At 65.4% G+C, this 22,816-nt stretch carries 17 protein-coding genes; 7 read left to right on the forward strand and 10 right to left on the reverse strand.

Translation table 11 applies throughout. The features are described 5' to 3' along the window. Positions 1–16 precede the first annotated feature (16 nt). The 4 genes from CAFEL_RS03510 to CAFEL_RS03525 are packed head-to-tail and all read right to left on the reverse strand — an operon-like array spanning position 17 to position 4,772. Positions 17–1,765, reverse strand: a complete 1,749-nt coding sequence (locus CAFEL_RS03510; protein WP_194560418.1) for an acetyl/propionyl/methylcrotonyl-CoA carboxylase subunit alpha — start codon at positions 1,763–1,765, stop codon at positions 17–19. Positions 1,766–1,768: 3 nt separating this feature from the next. Beyond that, positions 1,769–3,322: a 5-oxoprolinase subunit B/C family protein gene (locus CAFEL_RS03515; RefSeq protein WP_194560417.1), complete on the reverse strand. Its 1,554-nt coding sequence runs from the start codon at positions 3,320–3,322 to the stop codon at positions 1,769–1,771. Next, positions 3,319–4,074, reverse strand: coding sequence for a LamB/YcsF family protein (locus tag CAFEL_RS03520; protein ID WP_194560416.1), 756 nt, complete (start codon positions 4,072–4,074; stop codon positions 3,319–3,321). The genes CAFEL_RS03515 and CAFEL_RS03520 overlap by 4 nt, the downstream gene beginning before the upstream one ends. A 59-nt stretch (positions 4,075–4,133) precedes the next feature. Further along, entirely contained in the window at positions 4,134–4,772 is a 639-nt protein-coding gene (locus CAFEL_RS03525; protein WP_194560415.1) for a GntR family transcriptional regulator, read from the reverse strand. Between the two features lie 186 nt (positions 4,773–4,958). Here CAFEL_RS03525 and ppk2 point away from each other — a divergent pair, with 186 nt between their 5' ends. Next, positions 4,959–5,810, forward strand: a complete 852-nt coding sequence (ppk2, locus tag CAFEL_RS03530; RefSeq protein WP_194560414.1) for a polyphosphate kinase 2 — start codon at positions 4,959–4,961, stop codon at positions 5,808–5,810. Here the strand turns inward: ppk2 and CAFEL_RS03535 are convergent, their stop codons facing one another. After that, positions 5,811–6,377, reverse strand: coding sequence for a DNA-3-methyladenine glycosylase (locus CAFEL_RS03535; RefSeq protein ID WP_194560413.1), 567 nt, complete (start codon positions 6,375–6,377; stop codon positions 5,811–5,813). Then, positions 6,374–7,150: a Cof-type HAD-IIB family hydrolase gene (locus CAFEL_RS03540; RefSeq protein ID WP_194560412.1), complete on the reverse strand. Its 777-nt coding sequence runs from the start codon at positions 7,148–7,150 to the stop codon at positions 6,374–6,376. The genes CAFEL_RS03535 and CAFEL_RS03540 overlap by 4 nt, the downstream gene beginning before the upstream one ends. Positions 7,151–7,191: 41 nt before the next feature. Between CAFEL_RS03540 and CAFEL_RS03545 the strand changes: the two genes are divergently transcribed. Then, the gene (locus tag CAFEL_RS03545) at positions 7,192–8,175 is read left to right on the forward strand and encodes a 3-hydroxyisobutyryl-CoA hydrolase (RefSeq protein WP_194560411.1); all 984 of its coding nucleotides are present in this window, start codon (positions 7,192–7,194) and stop codon (positions 8,173–8,175) included. 8 nt (positions 8,176–8,183) lie between these two features. Here CAFEL_RS03545 and CAFEL_RS03550 read toward each other — a convergent pair whose 3' ends face one another. Continuing rightward, on the reverse strand, positions 8,184–9,584 hold the full coding sequence (locus CAFEL_RS03550; RefSeq protein WP_194560410.1) for a histidine-type phosphatase: 1,401 nt from the start codon (positions 9,582–9,584) through the stop codon (positions 8,184–8,186). A gap of 449 nt (positions 9,585–10,033) precedes the next feature. Here CAFEL_RS03550 and CAFEL_RS03555 point away from each other — a divergent pair, with 449 nt between their 5' ends. Both CAFEL_RS03555 and CAFEL_RS03560 read left to right on the forward strand, forming a co-directional pair. Further along, on the forward strand, positions 10,034–11,425 hold the full coding sequence (locus CAFEL_RS03555; RefSeq protein WP_194560509.1) for a glyceraldehyde-3-phosphate dehydrogenase: 1,392 nt from the start codon (positions 10,034–10,036) through the stop codon (positions 11,423–11,425). An 8-nt stretch (positions 11,426–11,433) separates the two neighbouring features. Continuing rightward, a complete protein-coding gene (locus CAFEL_RS03560; RefSeq protein ID WP_194560409.1) occupies positions 11,434–11,874 on the forward strand; it encodes a hypothetical protein in 441 nt (146 codons plus the stop codon). Here CAFEL_RS03560 and CAFEL_RS03565 read toward each other — a convergent pair. Together CAFEL_RS03565 and CAFEL_RS03570 are read right to left on the reverse strand one after the other, a co-directional pair. Beyond that, the gene (locus CAFEL_RS03565) at positions 11,852–12,982 is read right to left on the reverse strand and encodes a glycosyltransferase family 4 protein (RefSeq protein WP_194560408.1); all 1,131 of its coding nucleotides are present in this window, start codon (positions 12,980–12,982) and stop codon (positions 11,852–11,854) included. The genes CAFEL_RS03560 and CAFEL_RS03565 overlap by 23 nt on opposite strands. Next, positions 12,983–14,179 carry an NAD-dependent epimerase/dehydratase family protein gene (locus CAFEL_RS03570; RefSeq protein ID WP_194560407.1) on the reverse strand — a complete coding sequence of 399 codons (1,197 nt, stop codon included), beginning with the start codon at positions 14,177–14,179 and terminating at the stop codon, positions 12,983–12,985. It abuts the gene before it with no gap. A 205-nt stretch (positions 14,180–14,384) separates the two neighbouring features. Between CAFEL_RS03570 and CAFEL_RS03575 the strand changes: the two genes are divergently transcribed. From CAFEL_RS03575 to CAFEL_RS03585, 3 genes are read left to right on the forward strand one after another with little or no spacing between them, the layout of a single operon-like run. Then, on the forward strand, positions 14,385–18,440 hold the full coding sequence (locus CAFEL_RS03575) for a Rib/alpha-like domain-containing protein (RefSeq protein ID WP_194560406.1): 4,056 nt from the start codon (positions 14,385–14,387) through the stop codon (positions 18,438–18,440). 14 nt (positions 18,441–18,454) lie between these two features. After that, positions 18,455–20,866 (forward strand): zinc metalloprotease, encoded by a 2,412-nt coding sequence (locus CAFEL_RS03580; protein ID WP_194560405.1) that lies wholly within the window; start codon positions 18,455–18,457, stop codon positions 20,864–20,866. A 51-nt stretch (positions 20,867–20,917) separates the two neighbouring features. Further along, positions 20,918–21,973, forward strand: a complete 1,056-nt coding sequence (locus CAFEL_RS03585; protein ID WP_194560404.1) for an NAD(P)-dependent alcohol dehydrogenase — start codon at positions 20,918–20,920, stop codon at positions 21,971–21,973. Here the strand turns inward: CAFEL_RS03585 and CAFEL_RS03590 are convergent. Next, positions 21,970–22,767 carry a hypothetical protein gene (locus CAFEL_RS03590; protein WP_194560403.1) on the reverse strand — a complete coding sequence of 266 codons (798 nt, stop codon included), beginning with the start codon at positions 22,765–22,767 and terminating at the stop codon, positions 21,970–21,972. The genes CAFEL_RS03585 and CAFEL_RS03590 overlap by 4 nt on opposite strands. Between the last annotated feature and the right edge of the window lie 49 nt (positions 22,768–22,816).

A 22,816-nucleotide genomic window follows, 5' to 3' on the forward strand; every position in this document is an offset into this window, starting at 1 on the left:
CGAGGTGCAGCCTCTGCTAGGAAATCGTCGCGATCGTGGCGTTCGCCTTGACGCGCTCGCCCTGTTGTGCGGCGAGGGAGATCTGCCCGTCGCGAGGCGCTTTGATCTGCGATTCCATCTTCATGGCCTCGACGGTGGCGATCGCGTCGCCCTTGGAGACGACGTCGCCGTCGGCGACCAACCATTCGACGATGGTCGCTTCGTACTTCGACGTCACGGCGCCCGCTTCGTCACCGGCTGGGCCAGCCGCTTCGGCCGGGGCCGTGGCCGCGCCGCCGCCGAGCATGGCGACCGGGAAGCCGATGGTGTGCAGGCGGCCGTCGATTTCCACGACGACGTCGCGGCGCTCGTCGTAGATGTGCTCGATGTCGACGCCGTTGTGTTTCTGCGACGGTGAGTAGTTGTGGTCGACCCAGTCGGTGTAAACGTCGAGGCTCTCGCCGGTGATTTCGGGCGCGTCGACCATGTCGCGGTGGAACGGCAGCACGGTGCGCACGCCTTCGATAACGAACTCGCTGAGCGCCTGCTTTGCGCGGGCGAGGGCGGTGTCGCGGTCGGGTCCCCAGACGACGAGTTTGCCCATGAGCGAGTCGTAGTACGGCGGGATTTGTCCGCCGGTGCGAACGCCGGTGTCGATGCGCACGCCTGGTCCGGTCGGCACGTCGAAGCGGGTCACCGTGCCGGGCGAGGGGGCGAAGCCGTTGGTGACGTCTTCGGCATTGATGCGGAATTCAAAAGCATGCCCGCTTATCGACGGATCGATCCCGTTGCCGCCGTTACCGTTCGAGTCGACGAAGGAGAGGGGAAGCCCATCCGCGATGCGGAATTGCTCGGCGATGATGTCCACGCCGGTGACGGCCTCGGTGATGGGGTGCTCGACCTGGACGCGGGTGTTGACCTCCAAAAACGACACGGTGCCGTCTTCGGAGACGATGTATTCGACGGTGCCGGCGGACTGGTAGTTCGCCTTGCGGATGATTTCGCGGGCGCCTTCTTCGATGGCGCTGCGCTGCTCGTCGGTGAGGAACGGGGCGGGGGCTTCCTCGATGAGTTTTTGGAAGCGGCGCTGGGTGGAGCAGTCGCGGGTGCCAAGCACTGCGACGTTGCCGTGCGCGTCGGCAAGCACTTGCGCCTCGACGTGGCGCGGGTGGGTGAGGAACTTCTCCACGTAGCACTCGCCGCGGCCGAACGCTTCGCGCGCTTCGCGACCAGCGGACGCGAAGCCTTCCTCGATGTCGGCTTCGTCGAAGACGACTTTCAGGCCGCGCCCGCCGCCGCCGAAGGCTGCCTTGATCGCGATGGGCATGCCGTGCTGGTCGGCGAAGTCGCGGGCTTCCTCCCAGGTGGACAGTGGCTCGCCGGTGCCTGGTGCGAGCGGGGCGTCAGCCTCGACGGCAAGCGCGCGGGCGGAGAGTTTGTCGCCGAGGAGTTCGATGGCGTCCGGCGATGGCCCGATCCAGGTCAGGCCTGCCTGCTCGACGGTGCGGGCGAAGTCGGCGTTTTCGGAGAGGAAGCCGTAGCCGGGGTGGAGGCAGTCGGCGCCAGCGCGGTGCGCGATCTCGATGAGCGCCGGGATGTTCATGTACGTCTCGGCGGAGGTCTTGCCCGGCAGCAGGTAGGCCTCGTCGGCGACCTGGGTGTGCAGCGCCCCGGTGTCCGGCTCGGAGTAGACGGCGATGGAGCGGATGCCCAGATCGCGGGCGGTGCGCGCGATGCGCGTGGCGATCTCGCCGCGGTTGGCAATCAGTACGGCAGAAAGAGTCATGAATTAACCTTCCAGGGTGTAGCGCTCGAAGCGGAGTTTTCCGCCGGGCGGGAGTTGTGCGGCGATGTCGACGTCTTCATTGATCACGGTCGCGATGACAGGGTAGCCACCGGTCACGGCGTGGTCGCGCAGGAAGAGTACGGGTTGGCCGGACGGGGGGATCTGCACGGAGCCCGCGACCATGCCTTCACTGGGGAGCTCGCCGTCGCGGGAGCGGGTCAGCGGGGCGTCGGATTCGAGGCGCAGGCCCACGCGGTTGGAGTCGCCGGTAACGGTGAATGTGGTGGCGAAGAACCGGTCCACGGCGTCTTTATCGAACCAGTCGTCACGGGGGCCGAGGACGCAGCGCACCACGCCGACGACGTCCGCGCCGTCGCGTTCGACGCGCAGCGGGTTGGACAAAAGCGAGTTCGCGGATTGCGGCGGGGTCAGCGACATAGCGATGGTGTCGCCGGCCGCCAGCGGCTTTGGGCCGAGACCGGAGAGCATGTCGGTGGCCGCGGAGTCCAGCTCGGTGTCGGCGATGAGCCCGCCGCGCACGGCGACGTAGGTGCGAAAACCCAGGCGCGCCGGCTTGACGACGACCTCCGCGCCCGCCGGCACAATCGTCGGGGTGGCCAGCGGCGCGGGGCGCCCGCCGACGGTGACTTCGGCGTCGGCGCCGGTGACACAGATCACGGTCTCGGCCAGGGCGGTCATGGTCAGCCCGCCGACGTTTTCCAACAGCGTGGCGTTGCGTTTGTTGCCCACCGCGGCGTTGGCGGTGCGGGCGGAGGCGCGGTCGGTGGACCCGGACGTGGTCACGCCCAGGTTGCCGTTGCCTTGTCGGCCGAGGTCCTGGTACAGCGTCTGCAGGCCCGCGTCGTCCAGCGTGAACACGGGGCGGCGCGGCGGTGTGGCCAGGTGTTTGCGCGCGGTCTGCGTGTCCGCGGGCAGGGTGTCCACGGCGTGGTAGTGCACGCGGTCGCCGGGGGCGACGAGCGCGGGTGGGGTGGCGGTGGAGTCCCACATCGGGGTGGCGGTGGTGCCGATGAGCTGCCAGCCGCCGGGGGAGGTGCGCGGGTAGACGGCGGAGAACTCGCCGGCCAGGGCGACGGCGCCTGCGGGCACGGCGGTGCGCGGCGAGTCGCGGCGCGGGATTGCTAGCGCGCGCGAAGCGTCTTCCGGCACGCAGTAGGTGAACCCGGGGGCGAATCCGCCGAAGGCGGCGACCCAGGTGGTGGAGGTGTGCCACTCGATCAGCTCGCGCGGGCTCATGCCTAGCGACGCCGCCAGCGCGTCGACGTCTTCCCCGTCGTAGTGCACGTCGATGTCGATGTCGCGCGGCGTGCCCATATCCGCAGCTGCGGGCGAATAGCCGGCGAGCATATCGACGGCGTTGGTGGTGGCGGTGGGCGAGTCGAAGGTCACGAGCACGGTGCGCGCGGCGGCGATGACGTCGGTTTGGTGCTCCAGCGGCGAGGCGGAAAGCGCCGCGTAGAAGTCCATGACGGTTTTCAGGTCGGGCAGGTCCACGATGAGGGCGCGGGTGCCGACTCGCTTTACGGGGTAGCTCACAGGACGGCCTCGATGCGGATGCCTTCGTCGGCAAGCTTGTGCACGACGCTGCGGGTCAGTTCGACGGAGCCGGGGGAGTCGCCGTGGACGCAGACCGATTCGGCCTGGACTTTGACTTCGGTGCCGTCGATGGCGGTGACGGATCCGGTGGAGGCGACTTGGAGCACTCGCTTAGCGACGTCCTGCGGGTCGTGCATGACCGCACCCGGCTCACGGCGCGACACGAGCGTGCCGTCGGGGTTGTAGCCGCGGTCCGCGAACGCTTCGCGGATCACGCGCAGGCCTGCCTTTTCGGCGATGTCGACGGCGACGCCACCGGGAAGCAGCATCACGGCAAGCTCGGGGCTAAACGCTTTGATGCCGTCGATGACCGCCTTGGCGTGGGCTTCGTGGTGGACGATCGTGTTGTAGAGCGCGCCGTGCGGCTTGACGTAGCGCACGCGCATGCCGTGGACGCGGGCCAGGGCGTCGAGGGCACCGATTTGGTAGAGCGTTTCGTCGGCGAGCTCGGCTGGGGCGTAGTCGATGAAGCGGCGGCCGAAGCCGGCCGGGTCGTTGTAGGCCACGTGCGCGCCGAGGGTCACGCCGTGGGCGGCGGCGTTTTTGAGGGTGCCGGCGATGGAATGGGGGTCTCCTGCGTGGAATCCGGTGGCGACGTTGGCGCTGGAAACCATCTCCAGCATGGCTGCGTCGTCAGCGACCGGGTTGCCCGCGGTGGTCTCGCCGAGGTCAGCGTTGAGGTCGATGTGCATGGCCCTAGTTATACAACCTGGCGCATGTGATCTCGCACTCAGGTTGGGCCGGGGGTGGTTTAGACAGCGCCGTTGTTGATCTTCTCGATCATCTCGATGATCGCCTCGGCCTGCTCCATCAGCTGCACCTGGAGGTAGTCGGAGGCGGCTTGGCGGTCGCCGGACTGGACCAGTTCGACGATGTGCTCGTTGACCTCGATGAAGCGGCGGTTGAACGCCGGGTCGCGCTCCAGGATGGGCAAGGTGGCCAGGCGGAGGAAGGCGTCGAGCTGGTCCATGGTGTCGCCGAGGGTTTTCGAGCCCATCGCGGCGAGCACGACGTGGTGGAAGGCTTGGTTGACGGCGATGAGCAGGTCGTCGTCTTCTTCCTCGATTGCGACGCGGGCTTCCTTGTTCAGCTCGTCGAGTCGCTCGACGTCCAGGTCCGGGCCCCACAGCAGCGCGGCCGGCTCGATGGCGGCGCGGGCGCGGAAGGTGTCGGTGACGAACTCCGGCGTCGGGGTGGCCAGGAACACGCCGCGGTTGGGGATGCGTTCGCAGAGGCCTTCAGCGGTCAGCATGGCGAAAGCTTCACGCAACGTGTTGCGGGAAACCCCGAAGCGCTCGGCGAGGGCGACCTCGTTGAGCTTTTGCCCGGGAGCGAATTCGCCACGTGAGATCGCTCGGCGGACCTCGGCGGAAACGTTGTGTGCAAGCATGGCATCCGTATTGAAATCAGTTGTCACCTACCGTATTTCTGCAGGTGGGTGACCACGTTGGTTAGAACTAGAGAGAGTATAACGCATTTATTGTTGAACAATGCACTGGTTACCTCATGTTGATCTTTCTTCTCAGGTTCCAGTGTCTTTTTAGTGCTCACAGCGCCTGCGGGTACGGTTACACCCATGAGCCACGACAACAAACCGCCGAAACTGTCCAAGAAAGCCTACGAAAAAGAGCTGCTGCGCCTGCAGGCTGAGCTTGTGGCTATGCAACAGTGGGTGGTGCAAAACGGTGAGCGCTTGGTCATCGTCATGGAAGGCCGCGACGCCGCCGGTAAGGGCTCCGCGATTAAGCGCATCACCCAGTATTTGAACCCTCGCACCTGCCGCATCGAGGCGCTGCCGAAGCCGACGGATCGCGAGCAGGGTCAGTGGTACTTCCAGCGTTACGTGGAGAAGCTGCCCACGGCCGGCGAGATCGTCATCTTCGACCGCTCTTGGTACAACCGTGCCGGCGTAGAGCGCGTGATGGGCTTTGCGTCCTCGCAGGAGTACCGGCGGTTTTTGCACCAGGCGCCGATCTTTGAGCGCCTGTTGGTCGAAGACGGCATCATGCTGCGCAAATACTGGTTCTCCGTTTCCGACGAGGAGCAGTACAAGCGTTTCCAGTCCCGCCGCAACGATCCTCTGCGTCAGTGGAAACTCTCGCCGATGGACCTGGAGTCCATCACAAAATGGGAGGACTACTCCCGCGCAAAGGACGAGATGTTCGTTCACACCGACATCCCGTCGGCGCCGTGGTACACGGTGGAAAGCGAGGACAAGAAGCGCTCGCGCATCAACGTCATTTCGCACCTTTTGTCCACTATCCCGTACGAGCACACTAAGCCGGACCTGCCGGAGATCCCGGAGCGCCCGGAGACCACGGACTATGAGCGTCCGCCTCGCGACGAGTTCCGCTACGTCCCCGACGTCGCCGCCGACCTTGAGGTGGGCAAGCAGTCCAAGAAAAAGAAGAAGAAAAAGAAGAAGTAGCTAGCGCTTCTTTGGCGCGCCCCGTGGGGTGGAGACGGTTTTGTTGCCGGGGATCCAGAACCGCCACGGGGCGTCGGCGTTTTTGGAGATGCCGATGCGCGGGCCAGCCACCCACTCCGGTTCCGAGTCCCGCGGGGTGATGTGCACTTTCGTGCCGTTATCGCCCAACTCTAAACCGAGCGCTCGGCCGAGGTTGCCCGGCCCGCGCGCCAGGTTTTCGTAGGCGATCGGCGCCCGGTCGGGGCGCTGCCGCCGCTGCCGCGCCAAATCCTCGCCGGCGACGACCTCGCCGCCGCGCATGAGGCACCCCTGGCCGTCGCCCTCCGGCGCGCACACGATGTTGCCGTTGTGGTGGATGCCGTAGGAGAAGTACACGTACAACCGCCCGGGCGGGCCGAACATCGCCGCGTTGCGCGCTGTTTTACCGCGGTACGTGTGCGCCGCCGGGTCGTCTGCGCCGAGGTACGCCTCGACCTCGGTGAGCCTGATGCTCACCCCGTTGTGCGTGATCACGCACCCAAGCAGCTGCGGGGCGACAACGTTGGCGGGTTGGAAAAAGTCGATCATGAGAGCCACTCCGCCAGCCTTGCCACGGCCGCGCCGTCCGTGTTGGTTCCCACTACCTCGTCGGCGACGGCTTTGACGTCCTCGTGCGCGTTGCCCATCGCCACGGCGTGCCCGGCCGCGCGCAGCATGCCGAGGTCGTTGAGGTAGTCGCCGAACGCCGCCGTCTCCGACATCGCAACGCCCATCGCTCCAGCCAGCTGGGTGAGCGCCAGGCCCTTGTCGGCGTCCGGGTGCATCAGGTCCACCCAGTGCTTGCCGGAGACCACCGCGCGCAGCTCCGGCACCAGCTCGCGCACCCACGGGTAGGCGTCGCGCTCGGCGTCCGACTCCACGTACAGGGCGATTTTGATGGTGGGGGAGGCGGAGCCGTCGCCAAGCAAGGTGCGCGAGGCGTAGTACTTGTCCACCTCCGCGTCCACAGCGGGCGGCAGGGCGACGGTGGCGGCGACCGACGGCGCGCACACCACGGCATGCGCCGCAAACGGCGCGCCCGGCAGGGCGGACAACAACCGCTGCACCGGCGCTTCCGGCAGGGCCGTGGTGGAGACCACCTCGCCGCCGCGCGCCACCACCGCGCCGTTTTCCGCGATGAAGTCCTCGCAATCCGGGAACATCTGCTGCAACGTGGCCAGCTGGCGCCCCGACGCCGGCGCGAGGGTCACCCCGCGCGAGCGCGCAGTCTCCAGCAGCGGCCAAAACGCATCCGGCACACGCCCGTCGCCGTCGAGGAGTGTGCCGTCCATGTCCAACGCTATTAACCGAGGTGTCCGCATTGCCCCCACACTACCGGTGTGATGTGGAACACTAGGAAAGCATGACCGATCTGATCAAGACTGAAGTACGCGACACCACCGGCGTGATCACCCTGGACCGCCCGAAGGCGTTGAACTCGCTGAGCCCCGAGATGGCCCGCGCCATCGACGCCACGTTGAAGCAGTGGCGCGACGACGACGCCATCGACCAGGTGGTCATCCAGTCCTCCGGCAAGCACTTCTGCTCCGGCGGCGATGTGCGCGCCGCACGCGAGGGCATCCTCGACGGCCGCGGCGAAGAGGTCGACGCCTTCTTCGCCGACGAGTACGCCATGAACCTGGACATCGCGAACTACCCCAAGCCGTACATCGCGCTGTGCAACGGTGTGATCATGGGCGGCGGCATGGGCATCTCCGCACACGGCTCGCACATGGTGGTCACCGAAGATGCCTTTGCGTCCATGCCGGAGATGAACATCGGCTATGTCACGGATGTGGGCATGTCCTGGCTGTTTCAGAACCTGCCCGATCGCCCGTCGCTGGCGCTGGGGAAGTTCCTCGCGCTAACCGGCTACCGGCTCACCCCCGACGACATGCTGGCCACCGGCCTGGCCACGCACAAGGTGTCCACGCTGGACGGGGTGCTCGACGGCATCGTCGCCGAAGGGCCCGGCTACCTTGACACGGTCGCCATCGCACCGGGGGAGCCGGAGCTTTCATCGCTTTACGACGGCATCGAGCGCACGTTCCAGGGTTCCTGGGCTGAGATTCAGGAAAAGTTGGACGGGGAATTGGCGGAGCTCGTCGCAAAGCTGACCGCCCAGGCCTCCCCGTCGGCGCTGGTCGCGGCCACCGAGCTGTTCGACGCCAACGCCTCGCAGGACCTCGCCGGCGCCCTGGACAACGAGCGGCGGCTCGGGGCCATGATGACCCGCGAACCCGACTTCGCCGAGGGGGTGCGCGCAGTGCTCGTGGACAAAGACCAGTCCCCGAACTTCGCCCCGCAGCCAGAACCCGGCAAGTACCGGGACGTCCTGCGCAATTAGTTATTGGGCTAGCGGGGCATCAGCCGCGCAATGACCTCCCCACCAAGGCCGAGCAGGGCCCAGACCGAGAAGAAGGCCGCGACGGCAATCGCGATGACTTCGGGCGCGCCCATCTTGCTGGACGGCGATTCTGGCGCCGGAACGGGCGTAGCGGTCTCGGTGAGGCGGGCCTTTGCGTGGTCTGAGGTCGCGCCCAGCGGGAGACAGTCTTCAAGTTCATCGAGCGTGTAGAACATCGAGCCTTCTTCGATAGGCACGCAGCCTGAGTGGAACGGAACTTCGGCCTCGTTGTACAGCATCCGGACAATGGTGTCGTCGTTGTCGTTTTGGAACGCGTCCCATTGAATGTTCGCTCCCATCGGCGTGACCTTGTCGCCACGCCACGAGGAGTTGGAGTAGTCCATGACCTGGTTCGCCGGCACGCCCTTCTCCGAGCCCGGCAGTTTCAATAACGCCGCTAGCGGAACGATGGTCTCCGCGTGGCCGAAACGGAACTCGGCCGCGGTGTCACCGCCCTCAGCGCGCTCGCGCACACCGGCGAGCATGTGGTCGAGCAGTGGCGCGAAGTTGTCGTAAGAGACGGTCTGGCCCTCAATGGCTGGGCCCTTCTCGTAGTAGTCCTCGACATCGAGAAGGTATGCGAATGTCGGGCCGTCGGACTCATCCATGTATTCGTCGAAGATCCAACCTTCGGCGGGCTTCGCCGGCTCTTCCTCCATGGCTGGGGCAATGATGTACAGGTTGTAGAACTGCAGGGCGGCATCCACGATGCCCTCAACGGTCTTGTCTTTCTTCTCAACGCCGACGAACGTCAGGGTGCCGTTATCGATCGCGTCGATGAACTCCGGCGCGAAAATCTTTCCCAGTAGGCTCGTGGCCGCCTCGCGGGATGCGGGTTTTGCGTAGGCTTGCTCCACCTTTTCTTCGAGTACGTCGCCGTCGGCCCACGCTTTGTATGCCTCGTAGCTCGGCGCAGTTTTGTCCTTGTGCGCGTAGAGGAGGTCTCGGCGGGGCTCGAGCTCTACATGGCCGTCGGCCGCACCGTACGTGAGGTTGTCGGTAAGTTCCGGATTGGTTTCAAGCAGGCCCTTGCCGAAGTACCAGCCGGATTCAATCGCGCGGTCCTCACCGGAGGACAGAAAACTAATGGAGTGCTTTTCGCGGTCGATAGCGTCGAACAGTTCCGCGTTGCGCCGCGCGTTGCGCTCGCCGATGCCGCTCAATTCAGCGCGACCGAAGGCAGTGAGGTTGCCGTACCCGCCTTCACCCGGGCCAGTCAGTTCGCGGTTAGCTTTGCTCATCGCCTCGACCTGCGGGATGAGGCGTTCGCCGAGTTCCGTGAGCTGACCGCGTTCTTTCGCGGCGGTGAGCATCTGGCCGGCGAGGTCGTCGTACTTGAATGAAGACAACCCTCGCGATCCGTGGCGGTTGACCGAGCTCGTGTAGATCTGCTGAAAACCTTCGGGGGCTTTGCTGTAACTGTCGATGGTTCCGGCAGGGAAGTAGGGCTGCTTTGTGGAATAGTACGTCGCGGTATCGGCGCTGGCAGCCGCAACGTTGCTGACAGCTACAGACGCAGCTGCGACTACACATACAGCACGACGGGAAAATATGGACATGGGAAGCGGGCTCCTTACAGGGGGGACAAGGCCGCTGCCGAGGCTAAACCTCCGAGATGAAATTAAAGTGAACACACGCTAGGGGATCCTTGCCCGGCGGGTTCGCGCAGGCGCTACAGTAAGGGGGCGATTACGGGTAAGAAAATTGCCCCCGATTCCCACATGCAAAAGGAGCGACGTTGACCGAAACGACAAACCCCCGCGACGAATGGAACCACAAGCTCACCCTCGCGCAGGAGATGCTGCCGCTGATCAGCCGCCTGCACCGCGAGCACAACGCGGTGACCTCGGTCTACGGCCGCCTGCTGGTGGGTGTCACCGACATCGACATCATTAAGGCGCACCGCTACGCCCGCCGCATCGACGAAAAGGAACTCGCGCTCGACGAGACGCTGCCGATCCTGCGCGAACTCGTGGAGATGGACCTCGGCACCGCGTCGATCGACCTGGGCCGCCTGGCCAAGGAGTTCAAGCACTCCGACGAGCAGGACCTGCGCGCCTTCCTCGACCGCGAGCTCGCCGACGTCATCGGTACCTCCTCCGAACTCGAGGCCCGCGACGTCGTGCTCTACGGCTTCGGCCGCATCGGCCGCCTCCTCGCCCGCATCTTGATCGCCCGCGAGGCGATGTACGGCGGCGTGCGCCTGCGCGCCGTGGTGGTGCGCAAGAAGGGCGACATCGACATCATCAAGCGCGCGTCCCTTCTGCGCCGCGACTCTGTGCACGGCGCCTTCAACGGCACCATCACCGTCGACGAGGAGAAGGAAATCATCTGGGCAAACGGCACCCCGATCCAGATGATCTACGCCAACGACCCGTCTGAGATCGACTACACCTCCTACGGCATCGACAACGCCATCGTGGTGGACAACACCGGTGCGTGGCGCGACCGCGACGGCCTGTCCAAGCACCTGGAGTCCAAGGGCGTGGACCGCGTCCTGCTCACCGCGCCGGGCAAGGGCGACATCCCGAACATCGTCTACGGCATCAACCAGGACATGATCGGCGACGAGCGCGTCCTGTCCGCCGCGTCCTGCACCACCAACGGCATCACCCCGGTGCTCAAGGTGATCAACGACCGCTACGGCATCAAGCACGGCCACGTCGAGACCGTCCACTCCTACACCAACGACCAGAACCTCGCGGACAACTTCCACAAGGGCAACCGCCGCGGCCGCGCCGCCGGCCTGAACATGGTGCTCACCGAGACCGGTGCTGCCAAGGCCGTGTCCAAGGCGCTTCCGGAGTTCGAGGGCAAGCTCACCGGCAACGCCATCCGCGTGCCCACCCCGGACGTGTCCATGGCCGTGCTGAACCTGGACCTGGACAAGGAAGTGGAAAAGGATGAGGTGAACAACTTCCTGCGCCGCGTGTCCACCCACTCCAACCTGCGCCAGCAGATCGACTACATCAACTCCCCGGAGGTCGTCTCCACCGACCTGCTCGGCACCACCCACGCCTCCGTGGTGGACGGCCTGGCCACCATCGCGTCTGGCAACCACCTCGTGCTGTATGTCTGGTACGACAACGAGTACGGCTACTCCCACCAGGTGGTCCGTGTCGTCGAGGACATCGCGGGCGTGCGTCCGCGCGTGTTCCCGGAGCGCAAGGACCCGGCTGAGATCCAGTAGTCATGGTCATGCACCGTAAATTCGCCGCCGTCGCCAGTGTGTTTGTGCTGGCCGGCTGCGGCGCGCATGGCGCCGAGCTGGGGCTAGAGGACGCCGCGCTCGCCGGGGACTTCACCGTCGCGGACGTGGCGGGGCCGGACGTGGAACGCGCCTACGTGTTCTGCCCGTACACGGACAAGGCTGAAGCGCAGCGCCTCGGCTTCGACCCGGACGACGTGCCTGGCATCGACGACAACACCCAGGCCTGGGAGACTGCCTCCGGTATCGGCGTGATCGCTGGGGGCCGCGCGGAGATCGAGTGGTTCGACCCGCGCAAAGTCGACGCCTGCGGGCCGGGGGTGGAGCCGTACCAGGAAATCGACCCGGCGGCGACGGTGCGCGGGAGCGCCGAGACCCGCGAATACGGAGGCGGGGAGACCGCCGAGGTCACCGTCCTGCGCTTCGAATGACCTCGTCGTAGTAGCCCAGCACCGTCTCGGTGGAGGCGCGCCACGTCCAGCGCTCCGCCTCGGCGCGGCCGGCCGCGGACATGCGCTCGCGCAGCTCCGGCTGGGTCAAAATACGCTCGATCGGGTCGGCCCAGGCTGCATCCGGCGCCTCCGGGTCGACCAGCACGCCGGTCTCTCCGTCGGCCACCACAAACGGCAGGCCGCCAGCCTTCGCCGCCACCACCGGCACGCCGGACGCGAAGGCCTCCAGCGCGGCGAACCCCAAGGTCTCGGTGGTGGAGGGAAACAGCAGTACATCGCCCGACGCGTAGGCTGCACTGAGGTCCGCCCCGGACAAATACCCGGTGAAGGTGGCCCAGGCGGGCGGGTTGGCGCGGAGCTCGTCGTAAAGCGGGCCCTCGCCCACAAACGCCAGGCGCGCGTTGGGCACGCGCTTGCGCACCTCTTCGACGATCGGAATACAGCGGTCCACGGATTTTTCCGCCGAGATGCGGCCGACGAAGATGATCAGGGGGTCGTCCGGATGGCCGTCGGAAAGCAGGCTGCGCATCTCCCGGGTGCGCGCGGCGGGGGTGAAGCTTTCCGTATCCACCGCCTTCGGCCACAGCCGCACGTTTTCGATGCCGTAGTCGGCGGCCTTGTCCATCATCGGGCCCGAGGTCACCATGTTCAGCCCGGCGCGGCCGTGAAAGGTGCGAAGCCCCCACTCGGCGATCGGTTTCACCCACGGGATGCCGAGTTTCAGGCAGTATTCCGGCACGTCGGTGTGAAACGAGGCGACGACGGGGTAGCGGCGCGCCACCACCAACGTGGACCAGCCGGCCGTCCAAATGGGGTTGACGGCGTGCACGACGTCCGGGTTGAACTCGCGCAGGCGGCGGTAGGTTTTCGGCCCCAGCATGCCGTGCTTGACCTCGGGGTAGACCTTCAAGCTGTGCGAGCGGATCGGCACAACCTCAAAGCCCGCGTACTCGGCGGGCGGGTTACCGGGCGCGAAGATGAGCACCTCGTGGCCGAGCGCCGCCAACTGGTCCAAGTGGCGGGTGGTGCGGGTGACCACGCCGTCGATTTTGGGCAGGAAGACCTCGGTGAGCAGCGCGATGCGCATCTACTTCTCGCCGTGCGGCACGCCGGCGGACTGCGCGGCGGTCCACAGCGAGCGCGCCGGAATCTTCGAGCGGTCCGCGCGGTCGGCGTACTTCTTCGCCACCTCCTCGACCTCCACGAGCAGGCCTTCTTCCAGCTTCGTCGGCTCTAGGCCGAGGTCCAGGAAAGCGTCGTTGACCACGTAGAGTTCGTTTTCCGCGGACTCCTTGCGCGGGTTGGGCACCATCTGCACCTCCGCGTCCGCAATCCTTGCGACGAGCTCCGCCAAATCCCGCACCCTGTGCGTCTCCGTCATCTGGTTGAAAATCTTCACCCGCTCGCCGCGCGCCGGCGGGTTCTCCACCGCCAGCTGGATGCAGCGCGCCATGTCGCGGATGTGGATGAACGCGCGGGTCTGCCCGCCGGTGCCGTGCACGGTCAGCGGGTAGCCGATCGCCGCCTGCATGAGGAAGCGGTTGAGCACGGTGCCGTAGTCGCCGTCGTAGTCGAAGCGGTTGATCAGGCGTTCGTCGCGAAGTGTTTGCGGGGTGTGGGTGCCCCAGATGATGCCCTGGTGCAGATCCGTGATCCGCAGCTCGTCGTTCTTGGCGTAGTACGCGAACAGGTGCTGGTCCAGCACCTTGGTCATGTGGTAGACCGAGCCCGGGTTGGTGGGGTAGAGGATCTGCTGCTCCACAATGCCGTTTTCGCCCGCGTCCACCTGCACGTCCAAGTAGCCCTCCGGGATTTTCATGCCGGCGGTGCCGTAGCCGTAGACGCCCATGGTGCCCAGGTGCACGACGTGGATGTCCTGGCCGGTCTCCACGATCGCGGTGAGCAGGTTGTGTGTGGCGTTGACGTTGTTGTCCACGGTGTAGCGCTTGTTGCGCGGGGACTTCATGGAATACGGCGCGGCGCGCTGCTCGGCGAAGTGGATCACCGTGTCCGGCTGGAAGTCCTTGAGGAAGGCCAGCAGTGCGTCGTAGTCCTGGGCCACGTCGATGTTTTCGTAGCCGATCGTTTTGCCGGAGACCTCGTTCCAGGCCGACAGGCGCTCGTCGATAGTCGCGATCGGCGTCAGCGACTCCGCGTCGAGCTCGCCGTCAATGCGGCGCCGCGACAGGTTGTCCACGATCGTGACCTCGTGTCCGAGGTCTGAAAGGTGCAGGGATGCGGGCCAGCCACAGAATCCGTCGCCGCCCAGAACTGCAATTTTCACTAATTCCCGCCTTTCTTTACGCACATTTCCGCATACGTTACCGGTGCTCGGCAACCTCCGCTGAGCGTACTCGCGTGCGCGCACCCTCGGCGTATGTAATGTTGGATAGGGCATACAACTGAGTGGTAGCGTTTTGCTGTGTTCTGGCCGTGTTCGAGCGTTGAAAAAGTTGGGAGCCCGCATGTCTCTGCCCGGTAAAGATTGCGTGCGTGCAAAGCGAATCACCGCAGTAGCTACAGTGTTGGCGCTCGCGGGCGGTGCCGCGGAAATTCCGCTTGGCCCCGTCGGGTCGGTCGCGCACGCGCAGATCGCGCCAACGCAGCAGCCGGGCATCGACAACGGCACCGTGCGGACCGCCGGACGCGATTGGGAAGCGTCCGTGTTTTTCCTCACGGGCATGACGGTGCGGACGGTGAGCATCGACTTTGTGCCGGCAGACAGCACCAATCCGAGGGAAGAGGCTCCAGCCGACGACCCAGTGTTCACGCGCATCCCCGAAATCGCCGATTACCGCGTGGACCACATGAAGGGCAAAGAGGTCCTCGCCTCCTACGACGTTACGGCGCGCCGCAGCCAAGGGACCTCCACGTCGGGGCATCCGACCATCCACATCACGTATGAGCTCCCAGGAGTGCAGGTTGGCCAGGGCGAGCGACTGGCCCTCTTCGCGCCGGGTAAAGGCAGTCAGTACCCCACGCCTTTGCGTGGCGGCGGTGCGCGGTTTACTCGCCCCACCGTCAATGCAGACATCCGCGGTTCAGTAACCATGCACGACGCAACCGCGGATGAGTACAAGCAGACGATGGTGGAGATCCGCCAGGGTGCCGAGACCTTCACCTCTCCAGTGCAACCCGACGGTTCCTACGAGATTGCGATGCCGTCGCCCTCCGGCACGATGGAAATCAACGTGATTCCACCGGCCGGTTTTGTTACCCCGGAGCCAAAGACGTGGGAGGCTGCTGAGGGCCTCGCCGCCCCCGACTTCGATGTCTACCCGATCACCGTGAGCGGTTCGCTTATCGACGACTCCGGTACCCCCGTGCAAGGCGCCCCCGTGACGATTGCCGGCCGCACCGCGACTACGGATCAGTACGGCAACTTCACCGTGAACAAGGTTCCGGCTGGCACGTACGACGTGGTGTTCGGCGACACCACGACGACGCACGAGAGAACAGTCTCCGGTGTTGTGGTGAGCGACAAGCGCGACAACTGGATTGGGCAGCACACGACTGCCGCGAAGTCGCAGTTCGGCACCGTGTCTGGTCGTGTGACTGATCCGGATGGCAATGGTCTTGCGGGGGTGACGGTGACTGCCGGCGGCAAGACGGCTACTACTAATGCCGACGGTGTCTACTCGATTGCTGATGTGCCGACTGGTTCGGTGTCGGTTGCGGTTGATGCCGCCACCGTGCCGGATGGGTACTCGGTTGATGGCCCGCTTGATCGCAATGTGACGACGTCTGGCGTGTCTGGTGTGAAATTCTCCACGACGCGTGAGACCGGCGCCGTGTCTGGTCGTGTGACTGATCCGGATGGCAATGGTGTTGCGGGTGTGACGGTGAGCGCTGGCGATCTGTCGGCGCGGACCGATGCTGATGGTGACTATTCGATTGCTGGTGTGCCGACTGGTTCGGTGTCGGTTGAGGTGACTGATGGTGTACCGGCCGGGTACTCGGTTTCTGGTGCGCAGCAGGAGAATCTCACGACGGCGGGCGTGACGGACGTGGATTTCTCCACGATGCGTGAGACCGGCACCGTGTCTGGTCGTGTGACCGGTCCGGGCAGCACAGGCGTTGCCGGAGTAACTGTCAAGGCCGGCACAGCAACGGCGACGACGGACGCTAACGGCATGTACTCGATTCCTGGGGTGCCCACGGGCACGACCACCATCGAGGTCACAGCGTTGCCTTCGCGGTATGTACTGCCTACGTCGCAGCAGCGGAACGTGACGGTCAATGGGGTCCAAAACGTCGACTTTCCTCTCGAGCTAAAGCCGACCCCGACGCCGACTCCGAAACCGACGACTTCTGCACCCACCCCGACGCCGACACCCGAACCGACGACTTCAGCACCGGCACCGAAGCCGTCGCCCACGACGTCTGCTCAGCCGACGACTCCGAAGCCGTCGCCGACGACGACTGCCCAGCCGACGACTTCAGCACCGGCACCGAAGCCGTCGCCCACGACGTCTGCTCAGCCGACGACCTCGAAGCCGTCGCCCACGACGTCTGCTCAGCCCACGACGCTGAAACCGACACCGACGTCCACTACACCTAAACCATCGCCGACTCCGGCCCCTGCCCCGCCGTCGACGCAGCCGCCGGCGCCGACGGTCGGCTCCGTGGCCGGCAAAGTCGCCGACCCCGCAGGCAAGCCGGTGCCGGGCGCGACTGTCACGGCGCGCGACGCGCGTGGCAAGACCCACTCCGTTCCGGTCGCCGCGAACGGGAAGTTCCAGCTCACCGACCTGCCACCGGGCGACTACACGGTCACCGTCGGCGTACCCACAGGCCACGTCGCCCCGCCGCCCGCCAACGTGACCGTAAAGGCGGGGCAGCAGGTCCAGCTGCCCGGCTTCGTAGTCAACCCGGAAAAGCCGAAGGCGCGGTTCGATTGGGACCGTGTGGTGGTCAAACCCGGCCAGACCCAGGTCACCGCACCAACTCGTACTGGCGACACCACAACACCGCCGAACTTCCGCACCAGCACTGTCACGCAGGTTAAGCCGGACGGCACCACCACTGAGCTCCCGGCGGAGGAGAGCTGGATTACGGTGGAGGGCGACGGCACGGTTGTCGCTAGGCCGCCGCGCGATGCCGAACCGGGCGAGTACCGCGTCGAGGTGCGGGGCGACTCGGGCGAGACCCACACAATTACCGTCGAGGTGGATGAGCCAACCCCGATGGCGCAGCAGCACGAGGTGCGTTTCCCGCTGATTCCGGTGCCGGCAGGGTCGACGCGTCAGGCTGGCCGTCCGCGCGCGACTGTTACCGACGGTCCGTTCGTGTACGTCGATCGCCGCCTGCCAGAAGGCACCCGCTTCGAGGTGGGGCCGGCCTACGCGGACTGGGTTCGCGCCGATAACAACGGCCGTCTCACCTTCACCCCGCCGAAGGACGCGGCACCCGGCATCCGGGAAATTCCGGTGAAGGTGACGTTCCCGGACGGTACGTCCCGCACCTACACCGCTGAGGTGGAGATCGGCGATCCGCTTCTCGCACACACCACCGAGCTGGGCTACGAGGAGGGCTTGTCGGTGCGTCCCGGCGAGGGCATCACTGTGTTGCGCACCGGCGCCGCGGTGTTGCCGGAGGGCACCACGTTCGAGGTGGATCGCTCGCAGCCGCTGGGCGATTGGGTCGCCATCGTGGACGAGCACACCGGCAACCTGCGCGTTTTCGCGCCGCAGCAGGGTGAGGTGAAGGTGCCGGTCATCGCGTACTTCGCCGACGGGTCGTCCGCAGAACTTACTGCGAGCGTTCGCGTATCGACGAGCTCCGCCCTCTCCGCCGCCCATTCCCCCTCGTACGCCGATGTGTCGGCAGCGCCTGGCGGCACCGCGACCGTGAAGCTGAGCGGTTCCGTGCCGGCTGGCACCACGTTTGCTGTGGTTGATGGTGGGGGGCTGCGGAACGTGGGCGTCGATAGGCGAACTGGCTCGCTGAAAATCAAGCTTCCCGCCGACGCGCAACTGGACACCCCCTACACGGTGACGGTGCGCGTGCGCTACGCGGACGGCAGCACCGAGGAGATCACCGCGCAGGTCACGGCGGCCTCGGACGCGGCGCGCTTCACCCCGCGAGTGGCTGGGGTGACCGCTGAAGTCGGCGAAGCCGCGACCGTGCGCACCGGGCTCAACCACAACGCCAAGCTGGCGGAGTTCGACCATGACGGCTGGCAAGTGTTCTACGACCGGGCTACCGGCGAGCTCACCGCGAAACCGAACAGCGACGTGCCGGTGGGCACCGTGCTGAAGGTGCCGATGAAGGTGACGTTCCCGGACGGCTCGACGAAGATTGTGGAGTACGCGTTTACCGCCACCGACACGCCCGCCCCGGCGGTAAAGCAGAACCGGACGTCCTCGGGTTCGTCCGACGGCTCGTCCATCGGTTCGTCGGCCGGATCGTCGGACGGCTCGTCGGCCTCCGGAGGATGGATCGCGGTGGTGCTCGGCCTGCTCGCGATGATCGCGGGTGTGGGGTACGCGGCCTTCCTCAATCAGGACGCCATTCGGGCGCAACTGAAGCACTACGGATTTTAGAAAAGGACATTGACATGAATATTTCGAAGAAAACCCTGGCAGTGTCCTTGTGCGCTGCACTCGCGGCGACCGTGGCGCCCATGGCGCCGGTAGCGGATGCGAAAGTCACGCTCGGCACCACCCAGCCGGATGCGACAGTGAACCGTTCCAACCCCACCGAGCCGTTTGTCAACGGCTTCATCACCCCGCGTGGCACTGGCCGGTTCGACTATTCGCACCCCGCGTCCCAGGCGGACAACCACCAGTTCGATACCTCCATGGAGGTGCGCACCAACGGCGACGTGGTGGTTCCCGACCTGTTTGCGCAGCCGGAAGTGACCACCGACGGCACCGCCGACGTGCTCACTTACACGCTGCAACAAACCAACTTCCTCATCACGCGGACCTACCGCATCGACGGCGGCCAGGTCAACGCCACAGTGACCGTGAAAAACACGGGCCAAACTGCGGCGGAGGTGGGCATTGACCTGGCCAACGTCGTGCCTTTTGCCGAAGGTATTACGGCTAACCAGGACGGTGACCGCGTGGTGGTGCAGCCGAAGTCCGGTGGTTACATCACCGACGTGCGCTTCACCGCGCCGGACACGGTGGCAACGGGGGCGACTCAGGCGGCGGCCCTTTCGGGCGCGAACAACGGTGCCAAGCACCAGGCGGCGAGGTGGGAGCGCACGGTTGCTCCGGGGGCGTCGATAAGCGCAGGTATGTCCGTGGCAATCAGCACCCAAGAATCTGCCCTCGACACCGACGGCGATGGGCTGCGCGACTCCTGGGAGACCGAGGGGCTCAGGCTTGCCGACGGCACGTACCTGCCCATCCACCGCTGGGGTGCAGACCCCGACCGCAAAGACCTGTTCCTGCAGGTCAACTGGATGAAGTCCGAGTGGGAGACGATCGGCTGCGACCGCTCCGAACGCTTCGCCGCCACCCTCGATGATTTCGCCGAATTTGCCGCCTGCGCCACCGCGAACACCAAGAGCTACGCGCCGAACCCGTCGCTTTTCAAAGAGCTGGAAGACCTGTTCGACCAAAACGGCATCAACCTGCACATCGACGCCGGCAAGACTTACGTCAGCGAATCCATGGCCAGCATGACCGCGAAAGAGCGCAAGGGCGGTGAGACCGAGGATTACACCGCCGAGTACTTCGGCGGCCTGGACGAGCTGGGCCGCACCAAGAAGCTGGAGGATCAGGCCAAACACTTGCTCGGCGCGCGACGCTCCGTGTTCCGCTCGGCACTGATCGGCACCCGCTTCGACGAAGGCGCGAAGCGCAACGTCACCGGCTTAGGCCAGGTCAACGGCTCCACCTTCTTCATCTCCGGCGACGTGACCAACAACGACGAACTGCTGCGCAACACCATCCTCCACGAGTTCGGCCACACCTTGGGGCTGATGCACTGGGGGCGTGAAACCCAAGACAACACCGCCCAGCGTCCCGTGCGCTTCGTGGACACCAAGGACCCGTCGGTGGAGTTCTACCGCGCCGGCTACGACTGGCTGGATAAGTACAAGTCCACCATGAGCTACGCCCACCAATTCTCCACATTCGGTTTTTCCGACCAGGAGGTGCGCACCAACGAGACCATCCCGAACGCCGACGACAATTCCCGCTACAAGCCCAAAAACGACGACTTCGACTACGTCATCCCGTCGGACTGGGACAACCTGCTGTTCAAAACCGAATACATCGGCCAGGGCGTGCGCGATTACGACGACACCGCCGACACCCCGGAAGTGCTCGCGGACGAGGAGCGCGCCGAAGTCGACGAACTGATCTCCGCCGCAGCCGCGACCGGCAAGAACGACGGCAAGGTCGGCTTCAGCCTCGCCCGTAGCCTGCACAATGACAACGGCATTGTCACCCACGCGGACACCAACATCATCAAGGGTGAGCTGCGTAACTTAGGGTCCACCGACGACACCTTCACGGTGGTTGCGGACTATGGAGTCGGGCAGTTCAAAGACAGCTACTTTGCCAAGGGCGACTCGAACTACATCACCCCGGTGGATATCGAGGTCTCACCGGCCGCGTTCATTGACACACCCGTCGTGCCGCTGCACATCACCGTGTCCAACTCCGAGGGCGCTCAGGTCTTCGACGACACCTTCAACGTTTCCGCGCTCGAGTACACCCCAGCGGAGATGGATAAGGTGCTGAAGGAAGTCCTCGCCTCCGACGCGGACGAGAACCTGAAAACGTTTGCCCGTCAGCGGCTGAAGGCCGCGCCGGTGGGGACGTCGACTGCGACGGCGAAGCCTGCGCCCGCGCCGGCGCCTACGCAGAAGAAGGCGGAGCCGTCGCCAAGCGAGAAGCCCTCCGGCAGCTCCGACTCGCCGATTGCGATCATCATCGGCGTGCTGCTGGGGCTTATCGGCCTGGGTGCTGCGGGATTCGGCTGGGCACACAGCCAAGGGCTGCTTCCTTAAATACGATGGGTGGGGCAGAGTGCCTATCGACGACCAAAGGAGCCCCACCCCATGAAGGCCATCCGCTACACCGACTACCAAACGTTTCCGCAGATCGTTGACGTTGACAAGCCCACCGCCGGCCCCGGCGAAGTGGTACTGAAGGTCGCCGCCTCGGGCGCATGCCACTCCGACGTCGCCGTGTTCAACGACTTTGTCGAGGGCACAAACCCGTTGTGCGCGCCGCAGTTCACCCTCGGCCACGAAGTCGCAGGCTGGGCGGACGAGATCGGTGAAGGCGTCGACGGAATCGAGCGCGGCGCCGCGTACGTGGTCTACGGTCCGGTCGGCTGCGGCTACTGCCGGTTCTGCATGATCGGCCAGGACACGTTCTGCGAAAACGTCGCCCAGGTCGGCTACCTGGGCATTGGTTTGGGTCGTGACGGAGGCATGGCGGAGTACGTCGTCGTGCCGGCGCGCAACCTCGTGCCGCTGGGAGAGGCGGACCCAGTGAAGGCCTCCGCGCTTGCCGATGCCGGTTTGACCCCGTACCACGCCATCAAACTGGCGCTGCCGAAGCTGAACAAGGCCGGCTCGTCCGCGCTGGTGATCGGCCTTGGCGGGCTCGGGTTGCTGGCAGTGCAGATCCTCAAAGCCATGACCGGCGCGACGATCATCGCCACAGACACCAAGGAAGAAGCGCTGCGCGAGGCTGAGAAGTACGGCGCGATCACCGTTGCTTCCGGCGACGATCAGGCCGCGAAAATCCGTGAGCTCACCGGTGGGTGGGGCGTAGATGCCGTCTTCGACATGGTCGGCATCGGCCCCACTGTGGAGACCGCGATGACATCCGTGGCCACGCAAGGCCGCGTGTCCATCGTCGGCCTCGGTGCCGCGGGCAGCGATTACGGCTGGCAGTGGTACAAGGAGCCGTACGAGGCCGAGCTGGTGAAGACCTACTGGGGTACTCTGCCGGAGCTCGGCGAGCTGGTCGCGCTACTGCAGCAAGGTCACCTGGAGCCGCAGTACACTACATACTCGCTGGATGAGGGCTTAAATGCCTACCAGAAACTCGTTGACGGCCAAGTCGCCGGCCGCGCGATCATCGTGCCCAACGAGCGTTTCTAAGACGCCCGCTCATCCCACCATTGCTCGAGGTACGCAATAGCCTGGTCGATGGCGTGGTGGGTGTCCACCGCCTCCATCGACGGCAGGCCTTCGGAACGGAACTGCGGGCCCAGGTTCTTAAACGGGCTGATCGTGCGATCTTCGTGCATGGCCGCGTGGATGGACTCTAGGATGTCGTTGATCCTGCGCGCCACGATCTTCTTCTGGGCGCGGTTGAAGGTGGGTGGGGCGAACGGGTTGTCGTCGATGAGCATGTGCCCCGAAAGCTTGCCCTCGCGCGGGTCGAACGCGAATACTGCGACCGGGAACGTGAAATCGGAGTTCATGTTCGGGCGAAATTCGATGCAGAACGTGGTGTAGAGCGCGTTGTCCTGCGAGTTCTGCACCATCGCCAGCGTGGCGGTGGACATGTCCTCCGCCTCGAACGACGCGCGGCGCTTCAGCGCGAACGCGGGATCCTGCGGGTCGACGATTTTCACGGTTTTGTCATCGAGCGCGACGAGGATGCGGCCGAGCTCGGCGACCACGTTCGCGGCGTCCTCCGGCGTGTACCACTCGGGCGCTTGCGGGCTGCCGGGCTGCAGCATGGCGAGCTCGACCTCGTGGGTGTCGATGTCGTGCACGATCACGGCGACTTTCAGGCCGGTGTCGGTGACGTAGTCGGCGTCTAAGTGGCAGGCGATGTCTTCGTCAAAGTACGGATCGTCGTGTTCGATCCCGAGGTCGTCGGCGAGGTCCGCCGCTTCCTCGTCGTAAGTGTCCAGGTAGTACAGCTCGTAGGTGTCGAATCGCATGGGTCCCCCTCGGTGTCGTGCGGCAGCCCCCTGCTGCCGCCTATCGACG

Origin of the sequence: Corynebacterium afermentans subsp. lipophilum, from assembly GCF_030408375.1 — a bacterium.
In the GTDB taxonomy this organism is placed as follows: Bacteria; Actinomycetota; Actinomycetes; order Mycobacteriales; family Mycobacteriaceae; genus Corynebacterium; species Corynebacterium lipophilum.